Source organism: Nitrosospira multiformis ATCC 25196 (genome assembly GCF_000196355.1).
GTDB lineage: Bacteria > Pseudomonadota > Gammaproteobacteria > Burkholderiales > Nitrosomonadaceae > Nitrosospira > Nitrosospira multiformis.
In genome coordinates this window covers 1828880-1844653 of sequence record NC_007614.1, presented here as the reverse complement: position 1 = coordinate 1844653, position 15774 = coordinate 1828880, and the positions used below count along the sequence as shown (strand labels likewise).

The following is a 15774-nucleotide window of genomic DNA, read 5'->3' as shown; positions in this document are numbered from 1 at the left end:
AGTATTTATTGTTGTAATAACAGGAATGAGTCGCATTATAATTTAGGCGCCAACTTATGCAACTTTTTTCTGGAATCCCGGGAGGGGCCCGTAACAGGGGAAACGGGTACGACTGCTGGGAGCGATTGCAAATGTCTATACTCAGAACGTCGGTTGCCGAACTGCTTAAAGTAGGTTTTCACGAATCCCCGGGGAGTCCGGGGATGCGGACGATGGAATGCCCTATGATGCCCGCTTCTGCTCCAGCTCCAGTCTGGTTATGTAACGCTGGATCAGAGACAGCGCATTTTCGCCTGCATCGGCAAACTCGCAACTGACGCGCTGGGATTGGAGATCATGTACGAATCCGGTATCGGCCGGTTCCACGCGGATTATCCGCATGGATACATTAACCGTACCGATATCGGGTAATACAATGCAGCAATTTTCGTAAACGCTTCCTTCCTCGAAATTGCTTCTACCGTTCGAGTCGATAACAGCCATCCCACCGCAGCTGAGGTCCTGCAGGAGTACTTCCACGGTGGAAGGCGATTTTCCCAGAAGTAGGGGAATCACACATTTTACGGGAGCAGTCGTAGGTGTGGCAACGCGATAGTACTCCCGCTTTTGCATACGCAACAGACTTGTGGGGATCTGTGCAAGGAAGGCATTGCGCCCCTCGAACTCTGTTTTCCCGATTTGCTGGCAGGAAAATTGAACCTTCACCTGGTTGGGAAATGCAACAACATTCCATTTTTCAACTTGCAATGCCTGCTGGTTGATTTCCTCATTCGGACCATAATCGAGCACCATTTCCCCCCGCTGGCTGTCGAGATTCAAAAGAGCGGTCGGGAAAAAGCTGCCGGCATCACCAAAATAACAGGTGGCTTGCGAATTATTCCTTATCATCACTCGCAGCACGGAGAGAATGCCGCTTTTCGACGAAATGCGATATTTCTTGTTGTTATCAGGAAGGTCGGGTTTGCTGTCTGCCATGATATCTATCCAGGTCCTGCTCATTCCTATTCGGATTTCGCCGTGCTGCTCCAATCACAACTGGTGCAAGCGGAAATATCACTCTTCACCTTAAGTCCTGTCACTGCAACATCGCTTTCGCATCCCGGAGTTTTTCCTGTCATATATGCATGGCGCGATGAGGGATCAAAGGCAGGCGCGCGACAAGTCCAAGGGGTGAGTGATGACTATCCTCGGAATAACGGCGCCAAAACAAAGTAGAGTAGCAAAATAACTTTTTCTTAACAAAAAATTCCGGATATTGGAAGCATATGAACTTGCATCCGCCCAGGGTAAGTGGAAGAAGGAGGCTGGGAATCGAACCTAAAGCCAGGAGGTTTTATAAATCAACGCTCGCGTTTTGCTTGACATTTCGAAATAATCCACATTTTTGACCTGGGACACATATGCAATTCCAGCACTAACCATGAAAAAACCCCAGGTCTTGATTTTTATTCAAGTATTTGATAATAAATATTTTTAAAAAGGGTTCAAAAAATAGTCTGCTAAGAAAAGATGTTACAGAAAGATAACTTACTCATCGTTTACATAGCTTATCAACAAACTTATCCACAGTAATTGTGGATGATCGAAAAGGCGGGGATCACGAGCAATTTTTCCGGAATCTTCCTGCAAAGGATGGGGGCGGTACTTTTGATGGTCGTCAGCAGATCGAAGCGGTAGCACAAGATTCGCTTAGCCGGAATCGATGCTTCCGAGAAGCACAACCACCTGGAGAGCGTCCCGGGCAACCCCTTTTCAATCATCCAGTATAGATTACAGGCACTGCAGTTCTTACCTGTAATATTTTACAGGTAGTTAAAGCATCACTTTCAGGCCTAATATTGTAAAGGTAGCGGCAGGTTTTCAAGATCCTGTTGCAGGCTCCCTACGAAGATCACCGTATTCACCAGGCATAGAGAAATAACCTATTTCCAGGTTTACTCCAGGCCGCTGTAGCGCATTCTTTACGCTAGTCTTTCACTCGATTTTCTGATCTGAAGTTTCAGAAGGACGCAATCCTCAGCAGCACCATTGGCCCACTGATTGAGAAGTAAGTTTTTCGCTTTTGAATGGATCCAGTTAATCTGCAGAGCATTTCTGGAAGCACGCGGATTTATTCGTTCCAATCAAGAAAAGAAAGGAAAATCGGGCATAAAAGAGGCGGAAAAGCATGAAAGAAACGCTGGAACTGAGCCAATCACTCTCCTTGCTGGAGACAGTCTTAAAGGCGACGGCTGACGGCCTCCTTGTGGCGGACAAGCTGGGCAAGGTGCTTTGCTACAACCAGCTTTACGTGAATATGTGGCACATTCCAGGTGAACTCCTGGCTCATGCGAGACACCAGGCAATCCTCGACTATTGCGCCGGGCAATTAAGAGATCCCGAGCAATTCCTGCACTCGACCGAAGAAATTTATGGCACTTGGACACCGGAAAGCTTTGATATCTTCGAATTTTGTGATGGGCGGGTATTTGAGCGGTATACAAAAACCAAAACCCTTGAAGGGTCAAACATGGTTCGCGTTTGGAGCTTCAGGGATATTACTGAACGAAGACAGGGGGAGAGCTACAAAGCGCAGTTAGCGGCAATCCTCGACTCCTCGAACGATGCGCTCATTATCAAGGATCTCAATGGCATCATTAGCGGGTGGAACACCGGTGCGGAACGGATTTTTGGTTACCGTGCGAGCGAAATCATAGGTAGTCCGATCTCCCGACTAATTCCACCCGATCGCCTGGAGGAAGAGGACAGAATCATGAACCTCGTCAAGAGCGGAAAACAAACAAATCATCTGGAAACCGTGCGATGGGGGAAGGGCAAGAAACCGATTGATGTCTCCGTCACGATATCCCCGGTGAAGGATAACGCAGGCCACATTGTCGGTGCATACAAGATAGCGCACGATATCACTCAGCGCAAGGAATCGCTAAAACGTATCGAGTATCTCGCCCATTACGATTTGCTGACCGGGCTGCCCAACCGCGCGCTGTTCACCGACCGCATGAGGATCGCGATCGAGAACGCCAGCCGCTATGCCTTCCGGCTGGCATTACTATTCGTGGACCTCGATCGCTTCAAGCTGATCAACGATTCGCTTGGTCATGCAATCGGCGACAAGCTGCTCAGGGCAGTTGCAGAGCGCATGCAGTCCACGGTTCGCCAGGCGGATACAGTCAGTCGGCTGGGGGGGGATGAGTTCGTTGTCCTGCTGGGCCGGATTCATACAGCGACGGAGGCGGCGCGAGTTGCCGAGAAGCTTATTGCAGTCTTGTCTCAGCCCTATCAAATAGAACAGCATGAACTCTTGCTGACCGCAAGCGTCGGGATCAGCATTTATCCGGATAGCGGTAAGGACGTCAACAGCTTGATGCGCAATGCCGACGTTTCGATGTATTCGGCCAAGGGGCAGGGCAGGAACCGCTACCAGTTCTATTCTGAAGATTTGACTTCCGGCGCAGACGAGCGGCTCAGGCTGGAATACGACCTGCGCAGCGCTCTTGCGCGTGACGAAATTTTCCCGGTCTACCAGCCACAGCTGGAGCTTGCTACCGGACGCGTGGTAGGCGTGGAGGCGCTCATGCGCTGGAAGCACCCCGAGCGAGGGCTAGTCTCCCCTGCAAGCTTTATTCCCGTAGCCGAGGACAGCGGTTTGATTCTGTCTCTGGGGGAGCACATCCTGAGGGAATCCTGCCTGCAGGCACGCCAATGGCATGAGCAGCAGGGATTCGAGGGAACAATCGCGGTAAACGTTTCAGCAGTACAATTCCGTCAGAATGATTTCACGGATGTTGTACTGCGCGCACTTGCAGACAGCGGTCTTTCGCCAGAATGCCTGGAACTCGAGTTGACCGAAAGTGTGGTGATGCATGGAGTGGAATCGGCTACACAGAAAATGTGCTTCCTGGAGTCCCGGGGTATAAAACTGGCTATTGACGATTTCGGTACCGGCTATTCCAGTTTGTCCTATTTGCGGCAATTTGCCATTGACCGGCTAAAAATAGATCGAAGCTTCGTTCGTGATCTCCCCCAGGACACTGATGCCAAAGCTATTATTCGCGCCATTGTGGGAATGGGGCGCAGCCTTGGTTTACGCGTGATAGTTGAAGGTGTGGAGACGGAAGGGCAAGCGGAGTATTTGCGAAGCGTTCAATGCGATGAAAGCCAAGGCTATCTGTATGCAAGGCCCATGAGGCCAGATGATTTTGAGGCTTGGGTAAAAACTAGGAATCCGGTTTAGACGCTCGCGCTATTATTCGTTAACCCTTTTGTGGCGGAAACCGGTTTTTCAAGGAGGGTTGCCGGATCTACTGGATTTGCTGAAGACGGCAAGCGTACCCTGGTTTTGATTGTCGCTCATTCCCATTAAGGTTTCGTCCATTGAGGCGATGCTGATACCTATCGAGCAATTGCAAAATTAGACGGAAGTTTGGCGAGGAAGACGGGCGCACCTGGTTCATATCCGCCAAAATTCCTGGGTGTCTTCAGCTTGCTGGATTATCTTTTGGTGGGCGGTACTGGGATCGAACCAGTGGCTTCCACCGTGTGAAGGTGGCACTCTACCGCTGAGTTAACCGCCCGTTGTGACGTTATCCTGAATTGATAACGCTTGAGGGTGGCGCAATTAGAGCATAAATCGACGATTCCGGTCAACGCATCCCCTTATGCAAGTTGCGCATGCGGGCCGCAGGAATGTTAAGTCACGCCTGACTTACATTCTTGTAAAATGGCGGGTTTCCACAACTGTCGAGCTGATTCCTGTAATCGGCGCCCCACCCATGATTCGCACTCGTTTCGCTCCCAGTCCTACGGGCTATCTTCATATTGGCGGCGCTCGCACGGCGCTGTTTTCCTGGGCTTATGCCCGCAAGCATGGCGGTAAATTCGTCCTTCGGATTGAAGATACGGATCTGGAACGTTCCACTGCTCAATCAACCCAAGCGATTCTGGACGGTATGGCGTGGCTGGGGCTGGACTATGACGAGGGGCCGTTTTACCAGATGCAGCGGCTGGCCCGCTACCATGAAGTAGCGGAGCAGTTGTTGCGCAGGGGGCAGGCCTATTACTGCTATTGCAGCAGGGAAGAACTGGATGCAATGCGGGAGCAGCAGCGCGCGGCGGGATTGAAGCCGCGTTATGATGGTCGCTGGCGTGATTCCAGGGAGGAACCTCCTGCCGGTGTGAAGCCGGTCGTGCGATTGAAAAATCCGCTGGATGGGGAGGTAACATTCAAGGACCTGATTAAGGGTGAAATCACCGTTGCCAACAGTGAGCTGGATGATCTCGTGCTGTTGCGCGGGGATGGAGTGCCGACTTATAACTTTGGCGTGGTGATTGACGATCTCGATATGAACATCACGCATGTGATTCGGGGTGATGATCACGTGAACAACACACCGCGCCAGATCAATATATTGAAGGCCTTGGGCGCGCCTCTGCCGCAATATGCGCATGTGCCGATGATTCTCGGTGCGGATGGCGAGCGTTTATCGAAGCGGCATGGCGCGGTCTCGGTGATGCAATATCGTGAAGATGGTTACCTGCCAGAGGCGTTGGTGAATTATCTGGCCCGGCTGGGCTGGTCGCATGGTGATGAGGAAATATTCAGCCGGGAGCAGTTGGTGGAGTGGTTCGATTTATCCAATATCAATCGCTCACCGGCGAAGTTCAATCCGGAAAAATTGCAATGGCTCAACCAGCAGTACCTGAAAACGGCGGACAACGAGCGGCTGGCGGAATTGGTAAAACCTTTTCTCGCGGCGGACGGCTGTGACGTTACGGGCGGAGGGACCCCCGATTTGCGCAAGGTTATGAATCTGCTCAAGGAGCGCGTCAATACCATTGCGGAACTGGCAGATGCGGCCGTTTATTTCTTCCGGCCGCTGGAACCTGCCGAGGAACTGAGAGCACAGTATTTCTCCGCTGAGGCTAAAGGCCCAATTCTCGATTTGCGGACAAAACTTGCCACCCTCGAATGGGAAGGCCATGCCATCAACGACGCAATCAAGGCCAGCGCTACGGCACATGGCGTGAAGATGCCGAAGGTGGCAATGCCATTACGCGTTATGGTTACAGGAGAAGCCCAGACTCCGGCGATCAATGCGGTGCTGGAACTGCTGGGGAGGGAGGAAACGCTGCGGAGGATGGACAGGCAGCTTGAGTACTTTTTGAGCTGATAATCAGGAATAAATGCCGGGAATATTCCACGCCCCATCCTGCCGCCGTTCCCCTTTTCGCTCTCACCTTCGACGCGCATGGGCCCTAAGCCTGTGGAAAGGGCGAAGAGACGGGACGAGCGGGATGAGGAGCGGTCAGAACAAGCAAGGGGAAAGGATCAATTGTTCGCGGAGCGAGCTCCCAGAGGATGATGGGGATGATATACTTCTACCTGTACATTGACGGGAAAAATAGCGGTCAGTATAATTCGCCTTCTTTTGCCGGGGGTATAGCTCAGCTGGGAGAGCGCTTGCATGGCATGCAAGAGGTCAGCGGTTCGATCCCGCTTACCTCCACCAGTTTATGGCAATATCACAAACTGACGGTAAACAGCTTTAAGTATTTCAAAGTCCTCTGGTCCCCATCGTCTAGAGGCCTAGGACATCACCCTTTCACGGTGAGTACGGGGGTTCGAATCCCCCTGGGGACGCCACGAAATCCTCAGTTTTTAGCTTGATTTGTAATGAATACAGCAGGCTAGGGCTGGAGGAATCCAAATTAATGCGGTCTATCAAGCTGCGCAGCATGTCTCTGGCGATTCTCTGTCGAGTCCGGTAGATTTTCTGCCGCTATCGAGCGCATGGATTGCACATCAGACTCTTTTATCTCACGCAGCGCCTTCGATTGCCTCCGAGTCACTTCCAGTCTGGAAAGCCCATACGCGTCCTCGTTCGATTAGCAAAACTCGGAGGATCGAATGATATTCAGAGATGCCGCCAAACCGCTCGCCAGGAAACAGGAGAGCGAGGTTAGTAACTCTTCTTCCGGAGGATTGGGAATGGTTAAAAGAAGATTGTCGTGATATCAAGTCTGGTAGACCGGGATCGCGCTCAACAGCTGGAGACTCATTATGAAGAGGATATTTACACTGAGATGGATTTGATCATGTTGCTGGGAAGTCCTCAGTAAGTTTATGAGGCAGGAGACAGGAAGTTCCTTATTTATTCTTTTTCCAAGTCTGTAATGGTTCCGGCTGGGGAAGGAAGTGTCGAAAATACGAAGTCATGCCAAACCACCTTTGAAGTTGAGAAAGGGATCGTTGTTGGATCAACCTGAAAGGGAACGCCTGCAAAGCGTAGCATCCACTAAAACAGGATCATCAAACCGCCCTCGGGCGGTTTTTTTATTTAAGTGAATTGAAATAGGAAGTTACATATGGCTATTTTGAATTGGGTGCCGGGCTTGGGGGAAGCGCCGGGATATGAGATAGATGAGAAGCCTGCTGATGCCACTCATGTTGTCATGGCTCGAGATGCGAACGGAACTGTGATTCAAATGTGGCGACAGCTGGCAGGCCGGAAGTAAGCAGGCTGCGACAGCTGTGATTGGGCCAAATGAGACCGTTGAGACAAGGCCGATACAGGAGGCTGTGGCGGTGCAAGTCTGTCAAAAGTAGATCAAGGACAGACTCCCGTTCTACAATCGTTGGGCGGGCTAGAACTTGTAAAAGAAGAACTTGATAAGGAGAAGAAAAATGACAATACAAGATGTGTCGCTGTACCTGGAGAAGGAATATCCAGAGTCGGTTCGAGAGATGATTTCGCAGTTCGGGGACAACGGGAGCAGGCTGGCGAATCGGTGGATGATTCTTCGGCCGGAGAGGGTTCGAAGCCTGCTGGAAACAGGCCAATACGAACGCTTGTTTTGGGTTCAAATGGAAAAGGAGCGCCAGGCGGTAGCGCAGGCAGCTCAACAAGGAATGATCCTGTCTCAGACGGACGCGGCGTTGTGGGCAGGACTAAGCCTGGACCCACCCGAACTGGAGTGCGTTCTGAATCAGTAGCGGCCGTTAGCAATTCCAAACCGGAGAAGTCCTTCTTATCGACTGTTCGGTGAGCCGTCACAGAGGTATTATAGCCATGCGGTTGCAGTTGACTCCAATCTGCCGCCCCAAGCTCCGAAGCACTTCCCTTTTATGGGCCTGGGTTTTTATTTCCCACTCCTGCATCGCCTACACTTTTCCCCTCATCCCCCTTGCTGCGTCCAATCCAGCTTTGGTCAAGAAAGAAGAATCCCGTCCTCCTGTCTTCTTTTCCCTTTCATCAATAACCTTTGGCGCTCATCTGGCAGCGTGATGTTTATCCGCTCCGCCCTGTGATCAAGTTGAGATAAATCGGTGTTGCCCTGTTTCATCCCTCCAAGCGGTTTTTTATTGCTGTGTTTGCTACCGAACATTACTCAGCAATATCATCTGATATTGTAATCTCCATGTTTCTCGTCCACTGTGGATAAGGAAACATCTTTAAGGAGATTTACAGATGAACAAAGATCAAGTTAAAGGTGCGGCTAAAGATATCGCCGGCAAAGTACAGCAGGAGGTAGGAGAATTGACCGGCGACAAGGAACAGCAAGCCAAGGGACTTGCCAAGCAGGCTGAAGGCAAAATCCAAAAAGGATTTGGCGATGCGAAAGAGGCAGTCAAGGACGCGGCTGACAAGCTCTGACGAAATGCCGGGAAGCTAAAAGATCGCTCAATAATAACAATATATTCTCCTCTCTCACTTCCTAAACCCGCCTGCGCGGGTTTTTTATTTTCATGCGTTAAGTATTTAACGGTAGAGATTCCATTGTATTGTTAATCTATCTATTCGCTTCTCCCTTCCAGACAGGAAAGCGATTGCAGTAAACGTCATTCGTCGGGTTTTTTTTGCCAACCTCCGAAGGTCACAAGCATCTCACAGCTGATTCACATCAATTTAATCCCTGATGTAATAACGTACCTTGCCTAGACTCATTAAAGAGAGAGGAAAGGATGAAGCGCGAATACCAAATAGGAAATGATCAACTGATCGATCACATCTTGAAGCTATGGAACTTGGGGTTGGAAGAATCGCAGCGAGCCTTGATTGACTTGATAAGAAGCCTGGACGAGACGACTCGGCAAGAAGTCCTTCAAGTTCTTGAGCAATCAGTGAGCGGCGAGGGGAGAGTAATTGACCGGCTGAAGAAATCAAGATGAACGCCGGAATTTGCACCACTTTTCCCTGGAAACGCACGAAATCGTAAATTGATGTGCCGGATTGTGTGATAAATACAACAGTCCAGGGGCTCCTTAGGTAAATTCGGATCGACCTGCCCGGGCTCTTTCGGGCACGCCGGTTTCTTCCCAGGATCGTGGCCAGGAATCTGCAAGCCTAGAAATAATAAATTCAACTTGTTGATTTAAATATGATAATATTCAGTTCTATTTGCCTGGTATTGTAAAAGAATGATGGGGAAGATTTCTGATAAACGTGATGATGCCGAAATGAGCGGGGAAATTGGTTCTCAAGCCGGAAGTTGATGAGAAAGTGACTCTTGACATTCGGCGTCATCCCATACAAAGTATTGGTTCCAGAAATGCCATTTAATTAAAACCAACTAAACTTCGAAAGGAAACTAATGATGAAAATAAACAAGGCAATGTTTGCAGGTCTGGCTTTTGGCATGCTGTTGACGGGTGCGGTGCACGCAGCAGAACAAAAATTCACGGTGGTTATCAATGCCTATGACACCACGATTCCTGAACTCAATGTCGAAGGTGTTACGGTCAAGAACATCCGGGCTTTCAATGTTCTCAACGAACCGGAAGCGCTGACGGTCAAGAAAGGTAATACCGTAAAGGTCACCATTGAGAACAAATCGCCCATCAGCGAAGGTTTCTCCATCGATGCCTATGGAATCAAGGAAGTAATCAAGGCGGGCGAAACCAAGACCGTCAGCTTCAAGGCGGACAAGGTCGGTGCATTCACCATCTGGTGCCAGCTTCACCCCAAGAACATCCACCTTCCCGGTTCTCTGAACGTCATCGATTAATTGGATTGATCTGACGCCGCTGCTGGAGCAGTATTGGCGGCGAAAGATGCGTTCTCGTTCTGGCGCACAGTTATAATTAAAAACCCGCTGATGAGCGGGTTTTTAATTTGTGCATGTTGTTCGGGAATGTTCTTGCGGCGCAGATAAGATGTATAGGGAAACGAAAGGCCGCACTACTTGCAGCCCATTACGTTTTCCCAAATAGCCTCTTATTACTTGGCTACACACATTCCTTTGCAGTCTAGTCCATCCCTGGTGGGGTCGCAGTTATCCGATGGATCATCGATGCAAACCATGCCACCCGCGCATTTGATTCTGCTGGGGCCGCCGCAAGGTTGCTTGACTTTTGTTTCTTCGCCCTTGCCCGCTACGCACTTGCCCGGACAGTTCAGACCATCTTTGGTGGGATCGCACTTATCTGATGGATCATCCACACAGGACATACCTCGGGGACATTTAATTACGCTAGGTCCGCCGCAGGGCAGTTCTTTTTGGTGCGCCCCATGGGATTTCGAATCGGATTTATGGCCCTCATGCATCCCGTCCTGTGCCTGAACGTTTCCTCCCATACCCACAGCCAGGCCCAGAGTCAATGCAACCAATGCTGTGAATCTGGCAGCCGCGCTAAATACAGAATAAGTTTTCATGTTAACTCCCCTGAAAATGAAGAAAAAAGCAAATGACCGAAAACTCCCTCTTGCTGACACTATTGTTTATTATTGGCGATCAGGTTTCTTACAAAAACACAACCAACGGCAGAAAAACACAACAATTTTAGGAATGGAGAAGCTCTAGCTTCTGTGCGGTGACGCACTTATTGCAGAGGTCGAATTTGCACAGGTGTGAGCGCCGAGTCATAATCCTGACTGTGGCTCGTTAATTGGCAGAAAAGCATGGATGACGTTTCCTGGAGCGATGAAGAACTGAAGGCTTCCATTGAAGCTTACGTTGAGATGCAGCGCAATGAGCGTACGGGCCAGCTTATTGTAAAGAAGCAGTATTACAAAAAGCTGGTGGAAATGTTCGGCCGCAGCGAACGGGTTTTTGAATCTCTCATGCAGAACATTTCCTATGTCCTTTCGCTCATGGGACGCGGATGGATGAGCGGACTGAAGCCGGCAAGAGATATCGGGCCTCTTGTTGCTGCGCGGATCGAACAATTGCTGGAGCAGATCAGTGGACAAAAGGCGGTTCCAGTAGCCGCTTTTGAGATTGCTGTGCGCGAGGCAGCGGAACAGAAAGACCTTCCCAAGCCCAGCGGTAATCCCCGCCCTAAACGCCGACGCATATCTGTTGCGCAATTAGAGCGTGATCCCAACGTGAAGGCATGGGTGTTGCAACAGGCAGCAGGAACTTGCGAATCATGCGAAAAACCCGCTCCATTTCAAGGAGCGGATGGATCACCTTATCTCGAATTGCATTACGTTCAGGGCCTGGCTGATGGCGGAGCCGATGCTGTCTCCAATGCAGTGGCGCTGTGTCCCAATTGTCATCGCGAGATACATTATGGCGCCAATGCTCAGGCTGTGGAAGCGTGGCTGTATGACACGGTCCAGAGACTGGAGCGGGATTAGATAAGGTAAAGGTCGGGTCGAAATCATGAATCCGGGAAAGAGCTGATGCTCTGGCAGGCAATGACCGCAGCGCGGGATCTCGGGCGCCTGCACGAGATTGCTTCAATCCTCATACGGCATGGTTTCGGGGATGTGGTGCGCCGGCTCGGGTTTGCCCACGCGCTGGAGCGCGCGGGACGCGCATTGCGCTGGAGCGAGGCCACCGAACTGGCACAGCTTGAACCTCAGGCGAGTGTGCGGCGCGCCATGGAGGAGATGGGCCCTACCTTCGTCAAGCTCGGCCAGATTCTGGCAACACGCGTTGACCTTTTCGATCCCGAATGGATCGCTGAATTCAGCAAGCTGCAGGACAGTACACCCGCCTCCCCTTATCCCGAAGTCCATCAGCAGCTCACTGAGGATCTGGGGGCTCCCCCCGAGGAAATATTTGCCGCCTTTGAGCCGGAACCGTTCGCCGCCGGGTCTATTGCCCAGGTCCATCTTGCACGACTGGAAGATGGTACCGAAGTTGTGGTCAAGGTGCGGCGTCCCGGCATTCGGGTGGTGGTTGAAGCGGATTTGCGCTGGCTCTCTAGACTTGCCGAACTTATCGAAACCGGCAACTCGGAACTGCGTCATTTTCATTGGCAGGAAGTGGTTGCGCAATTTACACAGTCACTCCGGCGTGAACTCGATTTTGGTGCTGAATGCCGCCATGCAGAACGTGTTGCCTCTAACTTCGCCGGCTACTCGGACGAGGCCTCGCCCATTTTGCCCCTGGCACAGCCTGCCGGCGAGGGTGAATCTTCTTCGTTACTTCCACTCATTGTCATTCCCAAGGTTTATTGGCAATGGACCGGTGAACGCGTATGTGTGCAGGAGTATATTCAAGGTATTTCAGGTCGGGATGTCGCGGCGGTGGATCGGGCGGGTCTTGACCGCAAGGTTCTCGCCCGCCGTGGGGTGGGGGCGGTGATAAAAATGATACTGGTGGATGGCCTGTTCCACGCAGACCCGCACCCTGGCAACCTGTTTTATCTTCCGGGCAATCGAATTGCCTTCATCGATTTCGGCATGATCGGCCTGCTGGGGGAAGCACGGCGCGGAGAGCTGATTCATCTTTTACTCGGGTTGGTTCAGTATGATTCCGCCGCGGTAGCCGGTGTGTTGCTCGACTGGACCGGGGAGGGGGATGTCAACGAAGAAGCGCTTAAGACTGAAATCCAGCTGTTTGTCGATCAATATCTGGGCGTTCCTCTAAAGCAGCTCAAGCTTGGTTCCATGCTTGCAGATCTTGTTGCCATCCTGCGCGGACATCGGCTGCATCTGCCGCCCGATCTTGCGCTCTTTTTCAAGGCGTTCATTACGCTTGAAGGCACAGGAAGAGAGCTCGATCCGGAACTGGATATCGCAGGCGAAGCACTGCCCCTGTTACGGGATGCAATGGCTATCCGTTACGCGCCAGCCGCCATGGCAAAGCGCGGATGGCGCACAGCGATCGAGCTGGCAAGCCTGCTAAGCAATCTGCCTCGCGATCTCTCGCGATTGTTGCGTTCCGCCCGTCGGGGCAAAGTGGATATTCATATCGAGGTGGCGCATCTCAAACACGTTGGTGATCAACTGGACGGTGCAGTCAACCGGTTGGTCGTGGGTATCGTGGTTGCCGCTGTCATCGTGGGTTCCTCAGTCGTGATGGCAGTTTCCACCGGGCCCACTCTATGGGGCGTCCCTTTCTTCAGTCTGCTCGGCTTTGCCTGTGCAACGATTGGGGCAATATGGCTGTTTTCGGCCATTTCCCGCGCCAACAGGGCCGATCGCGAGAGGAAGCCGCGAGGCGATTGATCGCAGGCTTGCGCTTGTTTGCGTGTGCTCGTATTCATAGCTCTCTATTTCATTCTTCCTTTCAGTAGCAGAAACCGGGGTAGAAAATGAGAACAATCGATTTCTTGCAAACCCTTGCTTTGGCAACCGCCATCATACTGCTGGCCGGGTGCTCGACTATGCAGCGCAACACTCAATCATCAAGAACAGCGGTCGAACAACTCCTCCTGAGTGAAGCAGTAAAAAGAAGCTTTCCCAATGAGCCAGGAGAATTTCTGCCTATTCCCCGCGGAGCAGGCGTGGCGATCACCACCGTAGGAATGACACCCGACCAGGCTTTTCTGCAGCAGGTTTTAACCGGATGGCTGGGCCAGCAAGGTTATCTGGTACAGAAAGACGGCAAGGATGCCACGCATCGGGTCGACGTGGTCGTGGAAGCCCTGGGAACGGAATTGTCGGGGACATTCATGGGAATGCCCCCGGTCCAGAGTCAGTTCATTCCATTTTCGCTGCCGGAATTGGCGCTCTACAAATCCCAGTATCAGACCGGATATGCGAAATTTCACCTGAATGTCTTTGGCTTGCCAGCAGGGAATTTTCTTGGCTCGACCTCTGCTTTCCTGGCGGATGCCTACTACAATGACTACACCCTTCTCTTCGTGTTGTCGCATACCTTCACAGATCTTCCATCCGTTCCGGAAATGGGTTCTTTCAACCGCAAGCCCGCCGGTGCCCGGGGGGAGAACAAATCAGAGTAAGCAGGAGCCTTGCTGAAAGGGAAAATATTCACGATATCTACGATCCGTTTGCCTCCCGGTGCATGAGCCCCGGATCTCGAACGGTATTTTGCTGGCGAGGCGACTATGCAAGGGCGGGAAGAGGCAACCGTGACAGCGAGAAAAACCGCTCGTGCACGTGTCCTGCCTTTCTCTGCGAAAGCGCATAGAACACCGGAGTGATATCGACAGACTCAAAGGCTCCAGCCAAATGCCGCATCCCGGATGAGATTCTTCAAGAAGCCAACTCATTTCACTTGCTTTCCAGGCGTTGGAACCCGCGGTTCCTGGGCGCGCAGTTCTTGTACAATATCATGCAGCGCATTGCGAAAATCGATGTCCAGCAGGTGGCGAATTTTCAATGCCACGATAAGCCCATGTCCGTTTCGCGTCCGACTCCAGTTTTCCATCTGCAGGCTTTTTTCGATGGCTTCCGCGCGTCTGGCGTCGGACAGATAGAAAAAATCGCAGCAGCACTTCCGTCCTGAGTCCCGGGCAGGAGGCGTACGGCAGGAAGCGCAGGCATTGAACAACGCCGATGGAGGTGTCGGGAGAGGTTCGAAGCCAAGCCGTTCAGTATTGGCAGCAGAATGTTCATTGGCCGGCTTTACTCCGGTAATTAACGCCGCAAAGCTTTTTGTGGCGGCATCTTCTCCGCTTTTATCCGGAACGTGACCCAGTGTCGCAGCGCAAATTCTGATTTGCAAAAGGAGGTTCTGCAATCCATAGCCTCTCCATTCCTTTTTTACGTAACACATCCCCAGTTCTTTTTCGACCGAACCTGGCAAGTCGAACACACCAGCCCCTGCCATGAAACTACCCACGGCATTCTCTATGACAAAAAACAGACCGTTCTCGACTGCGGCCTTGAATTCATCGTAAGGCCGCCATAACAGGTTTGCGGATTCTTCCCGCGGCAGTTCTGCAACGGCTTGCCGATATTCCGCCAATATGTGCTCGACATCTCCAAGGCGTGCTGACCGGATGGTTGCATGAGTAGTGTCTGGCATCTCGCTCTCCTGTGGCGCTTGTCATATTCCGATGGCAAAAAGGAAAAAGGAGGAGCTACGACAGATTCTGGCAGACACCTCCTGGAATAGCGGCTGTTAGATGGGATCTGTTTCACAGAATTCAATCCCGTGGCCAAATCCGTAGGCTTCAGGTGATTTCTGAACAGGCCATTGCATGTCTCAAGATAATGTTTTGACACAAAAGAGAAAAGAATATATAAATAATTGCGTGCTGCACGGTTGGATGTTTTGGAGATTTGCTAATGAGGTACGGAAAGTAATGGTTACAATAGAGCAGTATCGGCACCTTTGCGCCGAATGGAACGGGGATGCGGTCGAATTTTCCTGGCTGGTTCAGCATGGCGATATTGCGGGAGTTTCGCAGCGTGCCATTGCAGCCGAGTTCGAATTTGCTCCGTCCACGGTTTCGCGCTGGGCGGCGGGCGAGGCGCTTCCTCACCGGCGTGTCCAGAAGCTGGTGGTGGGCGCGCTGGAAAAAAAGGCTCGGCGGCTCGAACAGGCTTGCGCCAGCGCGTTTCTTCCGGTTAAAAAAGGAATAGATTCCGCGCGGTCCCGGCCCCAGGCTTAAGATTCTTCCGTCGACAAAGT

At 51.5% G+C, this 15774-nt stretch carries 14 protein-coding genes and 3 tRNA genes; 13 read left to right on the top strand and 4 right to left on the bottom strand.

Annotation, left to right across the window (positions count from 1 at the left end):
• Positions 1 to 222: 222 nt before the first annotated feature.
• Entirely contained in the window at positions 223 to 975 is a 753-nt protein-coding gene (locus tag NMUL_RS08440; protein ID WP_041352494.1) for a flagellar brake protein, read from the bottom strand.
• A gap of 1192 nt (positions 976 to 2167) precedes the next feature.
• Between NMUL_RS08440 and NMUL_RS08430 the strand changes: the two genes are divergently transcribed.
• Entirely contained in the window at positions 2168 to 4234 is a 2067-nt protein-coding gene (locus NMUL_RS08430; protein WP_011380933.1) for a putative bifunctional diguanylate cyclase/phosphodiesterase, read from the top strand.
• 265 nt (positions 4235 to 4499) lie between these two features.
• On the opposite strand, the gene NMUL_RS08425 is transcribed toward NMUL_RS08430, so the two are convergent.
• A tRNA-Val gene (locus NMUL_RS08425) sits at positions 4500 to 4574 on the bottom strand.
• Between the two features lie 198 nt (positions 4575 to 4772).
• Here NMUL_RS08425 and gltX point away from each other — a divergent pair.
• The 5 genes from gltX to NMUL_RS08405 all read left to right on the top strand — a co-directional run bounded on the left by gltX (position 4773) and on the right by NMUL_RS08405 (position 7993).
• Positions 4773 to 6170 carry a glutamate--tRNA ligase gene (gltX, locus tag NMUL_RS08420; protein ID WP_011380932.1) on the top strand — a complete coding sequence of 466 codons (1398 nt, stop codon included), beginning with the start codon at positions 4773 to 4775 and terminating at the stop codon, positions 6168 to 6170.
• Between the two features lie 263 nt (positions 6171 to 6433).
• Positions 6434 to 6509 (top strand) — tRNA-Ala (locus NMUL_RS08415).
• A 58-nt stretch (positions 6510 to 6567) separates the two neighbouring features.
• Positions 6568 to 6643, top strand: a tRNA-Glu gene (locus NMUL_RS08410).
• A 722-nt stretch (positions 6644 to 7365) separates the two neighbouring features.
• Positions 7366 to 7515, top strand: a complete 150-nt coding sequence (locus NMUL_RS15950; RefSeq protein ID WP_167535568.1) for a hypothetical protein — start codon at positions 7366 to 7368, stop codon at positions 7513 to 7515.
• A 169-nt stretch (positions 7516 to 7684) separates the two neighbouring features.
• Complete coding sequence (locus tag NMUL_RS08405; protein WP_041352492.1) at positions 7685 to 7993, top strand: hypothetical protein; 309 nt, start codon at positions 7685 to 7687, stop codon at positions 7991 to 7993.
• 215 nt (positions 7994 to 8208) lie between these two features.
• On the opposite strand, the gene NMUL_RS16345 is transcribed toward NMUL_RS08405, so the two are convergent.
• Positions 8209 to 8385 carry a hypothetical protein gene (locus NMUL_RS16345; RefSeq protein ID WP_176980940.1) on the bottom strand — a complete coding sequence of 59 codons (177 nt, stop codon included), beginning with the start codon at positions 8383 to 8385 and terminating at the stop codon, positions 8209 to 8211.
• A gap of 83 nt (positions 8386 to 8468) precedes the next feature.
• Here NMUL_RS16345 and NMUL_RS08400 point away from each other — a divergent pair, with 83 nt between their 5' ends.
• The 6 genes from NMUL_RS08400 to NMUL_RS08370 all read left to right on the top strand — a co-directional run bounded on the left by NMUL_RS08400 (position 8469) and on the right by NMUL_RS08370 (position 14137).
• The gene (locus NMUL_RS08400) at positions 8469 to 8654 is read left to right on the top strand and encodes a CsbD family protein (RefSeq protein WP_011380930.1); all 186 of its coding nucleotides are present in this window, start codon (positions 8469 to 8471) and stop codon (positions 8652 to 8654) included.
• Positions 8655 to 8962: 308 nt separating this feature from the next.
• Positions 8963 to 9169 carry a hypothetical protein gene (locus tag NMUL_RS16340; protein ID WP_041352490.1) on the top strand — a complete coding sequence of 69 codons (207 nt, stop codon included), beginning with the start codon at positions 8963 to 8965 and terminating at the stop codon, positions 9167 to 9169.
• A 422-nt stretch (positions 9170 to 9591) separates the two neighbouring features.
• Complete coding sequence (locus NMUL_RS08390; protein WP_011380929.1) at positions 9592 to 10005, top strand: nitrosocyanin; 414 nt, start codon at positions 9592 to 9594, stop codon at positions 10003 to 10005.
• Between the two features lie 893 nt (positions 10006 to 10898).
• On the top strand, positions 10899 to 11579 hold the full coding sequence (locus NMUL_RS08380; protein ID WP_011380927.1) for an HNH endonuclease: 681 nt from the start codon (positions 10899 to 10901) through the stop codon (positions 11577 to 11579).
• Positions 11580 to 11624: 45 nt separating this feature from the next.
• A complete protein-coding gene (locus NMUL_RS08375) occupies positions 11625 to 13400 on the top strand; it encodes an ABC1 kinase family protein (protein ID WP_011380926.1) in 1776 nt (591 codons plus the stop codon).
• Between the two features lie 86 nt (positions 13401 to 13486).
• Positions 13487 to 14137, top strand: coding sequence for a hypothetical protein (locus NMUL_RS08370; protein ID WP_041352486.1), 651 nt, complete (start codon positions 13487 to 13489; stop codon positions 14135 to 14137).
• 266 nt (positions 14138 to 14403) lie between these two features.
• On the opposite strand, the gene NMUL_RS08365 is transcribed toward NMUL_RS08370, so the two are convergent.
• Complete coding sequence (locus NMUL_RS08365) at positions 14404 to 15165, bottom strand: GNAT family N-acetyltransferase (RefSeq protein WP_011380924.1); 762 nt, start codon at positions 15163 to 15165, stop codon at positions 14404 to 14406.
• A 280-nt stretch (positions 15166 to 15445) separates the two neighbouring features.
• Between NMUL_RS08365 and NMUL_RS08360 the strand changes: the two genes are divergently transcribed.
• Positions 15446 to 15754: a hypothetical protein gene (locus NMUL_RS08360; protein ID WP_041352485.1), complete on the top strand. Its 309-nt coding sequence runs from the start codon at positions 15446 to 15448 to the stop codon at positions 15752 to 15754.
• Positions 15755 to 15774 lie beyond the last annotated feature (20 nt).

Bases quoted from the DNA above. Each gene is read 5' to 3' on its own strand.
- NMUL_RS08440 (WP_041352494.1), bottom strand. From the start codon at position 975: ATGGCAGACAGCAAACCCGACCTTCCTGATAACAACAAGAAATATCGC.
- NMUL_RS08430 (WP_011380933.1), top strand. From the start codon at position 2,168: ATGAAAGAAACGCTGGAACTGAGCCAATCACTCTCCTTGCTGGAGACA.
- gltX (WP_011380932.1), top strand. From the start codon at position 4,773: ATGATTCGCACTCGTTTCGCTCCCAGTCCTACGGGCTATCTTCATATT.
- NMUL_RS15950 (WP_167535568.1), top strand. From the start codon at position 7,366: ATGGCTATTTTGAATTGGGTGCCGGGCTTGGGGGAAGCGCCGGGATAT.
- NMUL_RS08405 (WP_041352492.1), top strand. From the start codon at position 7,685: ATGACAATACAAGATGTGTCGCTGTACCTGGAGAAGGAATATCCAGAG.
- NMUL_RS16345 (WP_176980940.1), bottom strand. From the start codon at position 8,385: ATGTTCGGTAGCAAACACAGCAATAAAAAACCGCTTGGAGGGATGAAA.
- NMUL_RS08400 (WP_011380930.1), top strand. From the start codon at position 8,469: ATGAACAAAGATCAAGTTAAAGGTGCGGCTAAAGATATCGCCGGCAAA.
- NMUL_RS16340 (WP_041352490.1), top strand. From the start codon at position 8,963: ATGAAGCGCGAATACCAAATAGGAAATGATCAACTGATCGATCACATC.
- NMUL_RS08390 (WP_011380929.1), top strand. From the start codon at position 9,592: ATGATGAAAATAAACAAGGCAATGTTTGCAGGTCTGGCTTTTGGCATG.
- NMUL_RS08380 (WP_011380927.1), top strand. From the start codon at position 10,899: ATGGATGACGTTTCCTGGAGCGATGAAGAACTGAAGGCTTCCATTGAA.
- NMUL_RS08375 (WP_011380926.1), top strand. From the start codon at position 11,625: ATGCTCTGGCAGGCAATGACCGCAGCGCGGGATCTCGGGCGCCTGCAC.
- NMUL_RS08370 (WP_041352486.1), top strand. From the start codon at position 13,487: ATGAGAACAATCGATTTCTTGCAAACCCTTGCTTTGGCAACCGCCATC.
- NMUL_RS08365 (WP_011380924.1), bottom strand. From the start codon at position 15,165: ATGCCAGACACTACTCATGCAACCATCCGGTCAGCACGCCTTGGAGAT.
- NMUL_RS08360 (WP_041352485.1), top strand. From the start codon at position 15,446: ATGGTTACAATAGAGCAGTATCGGCACCTTTGCGCCGAATGGAACGGG.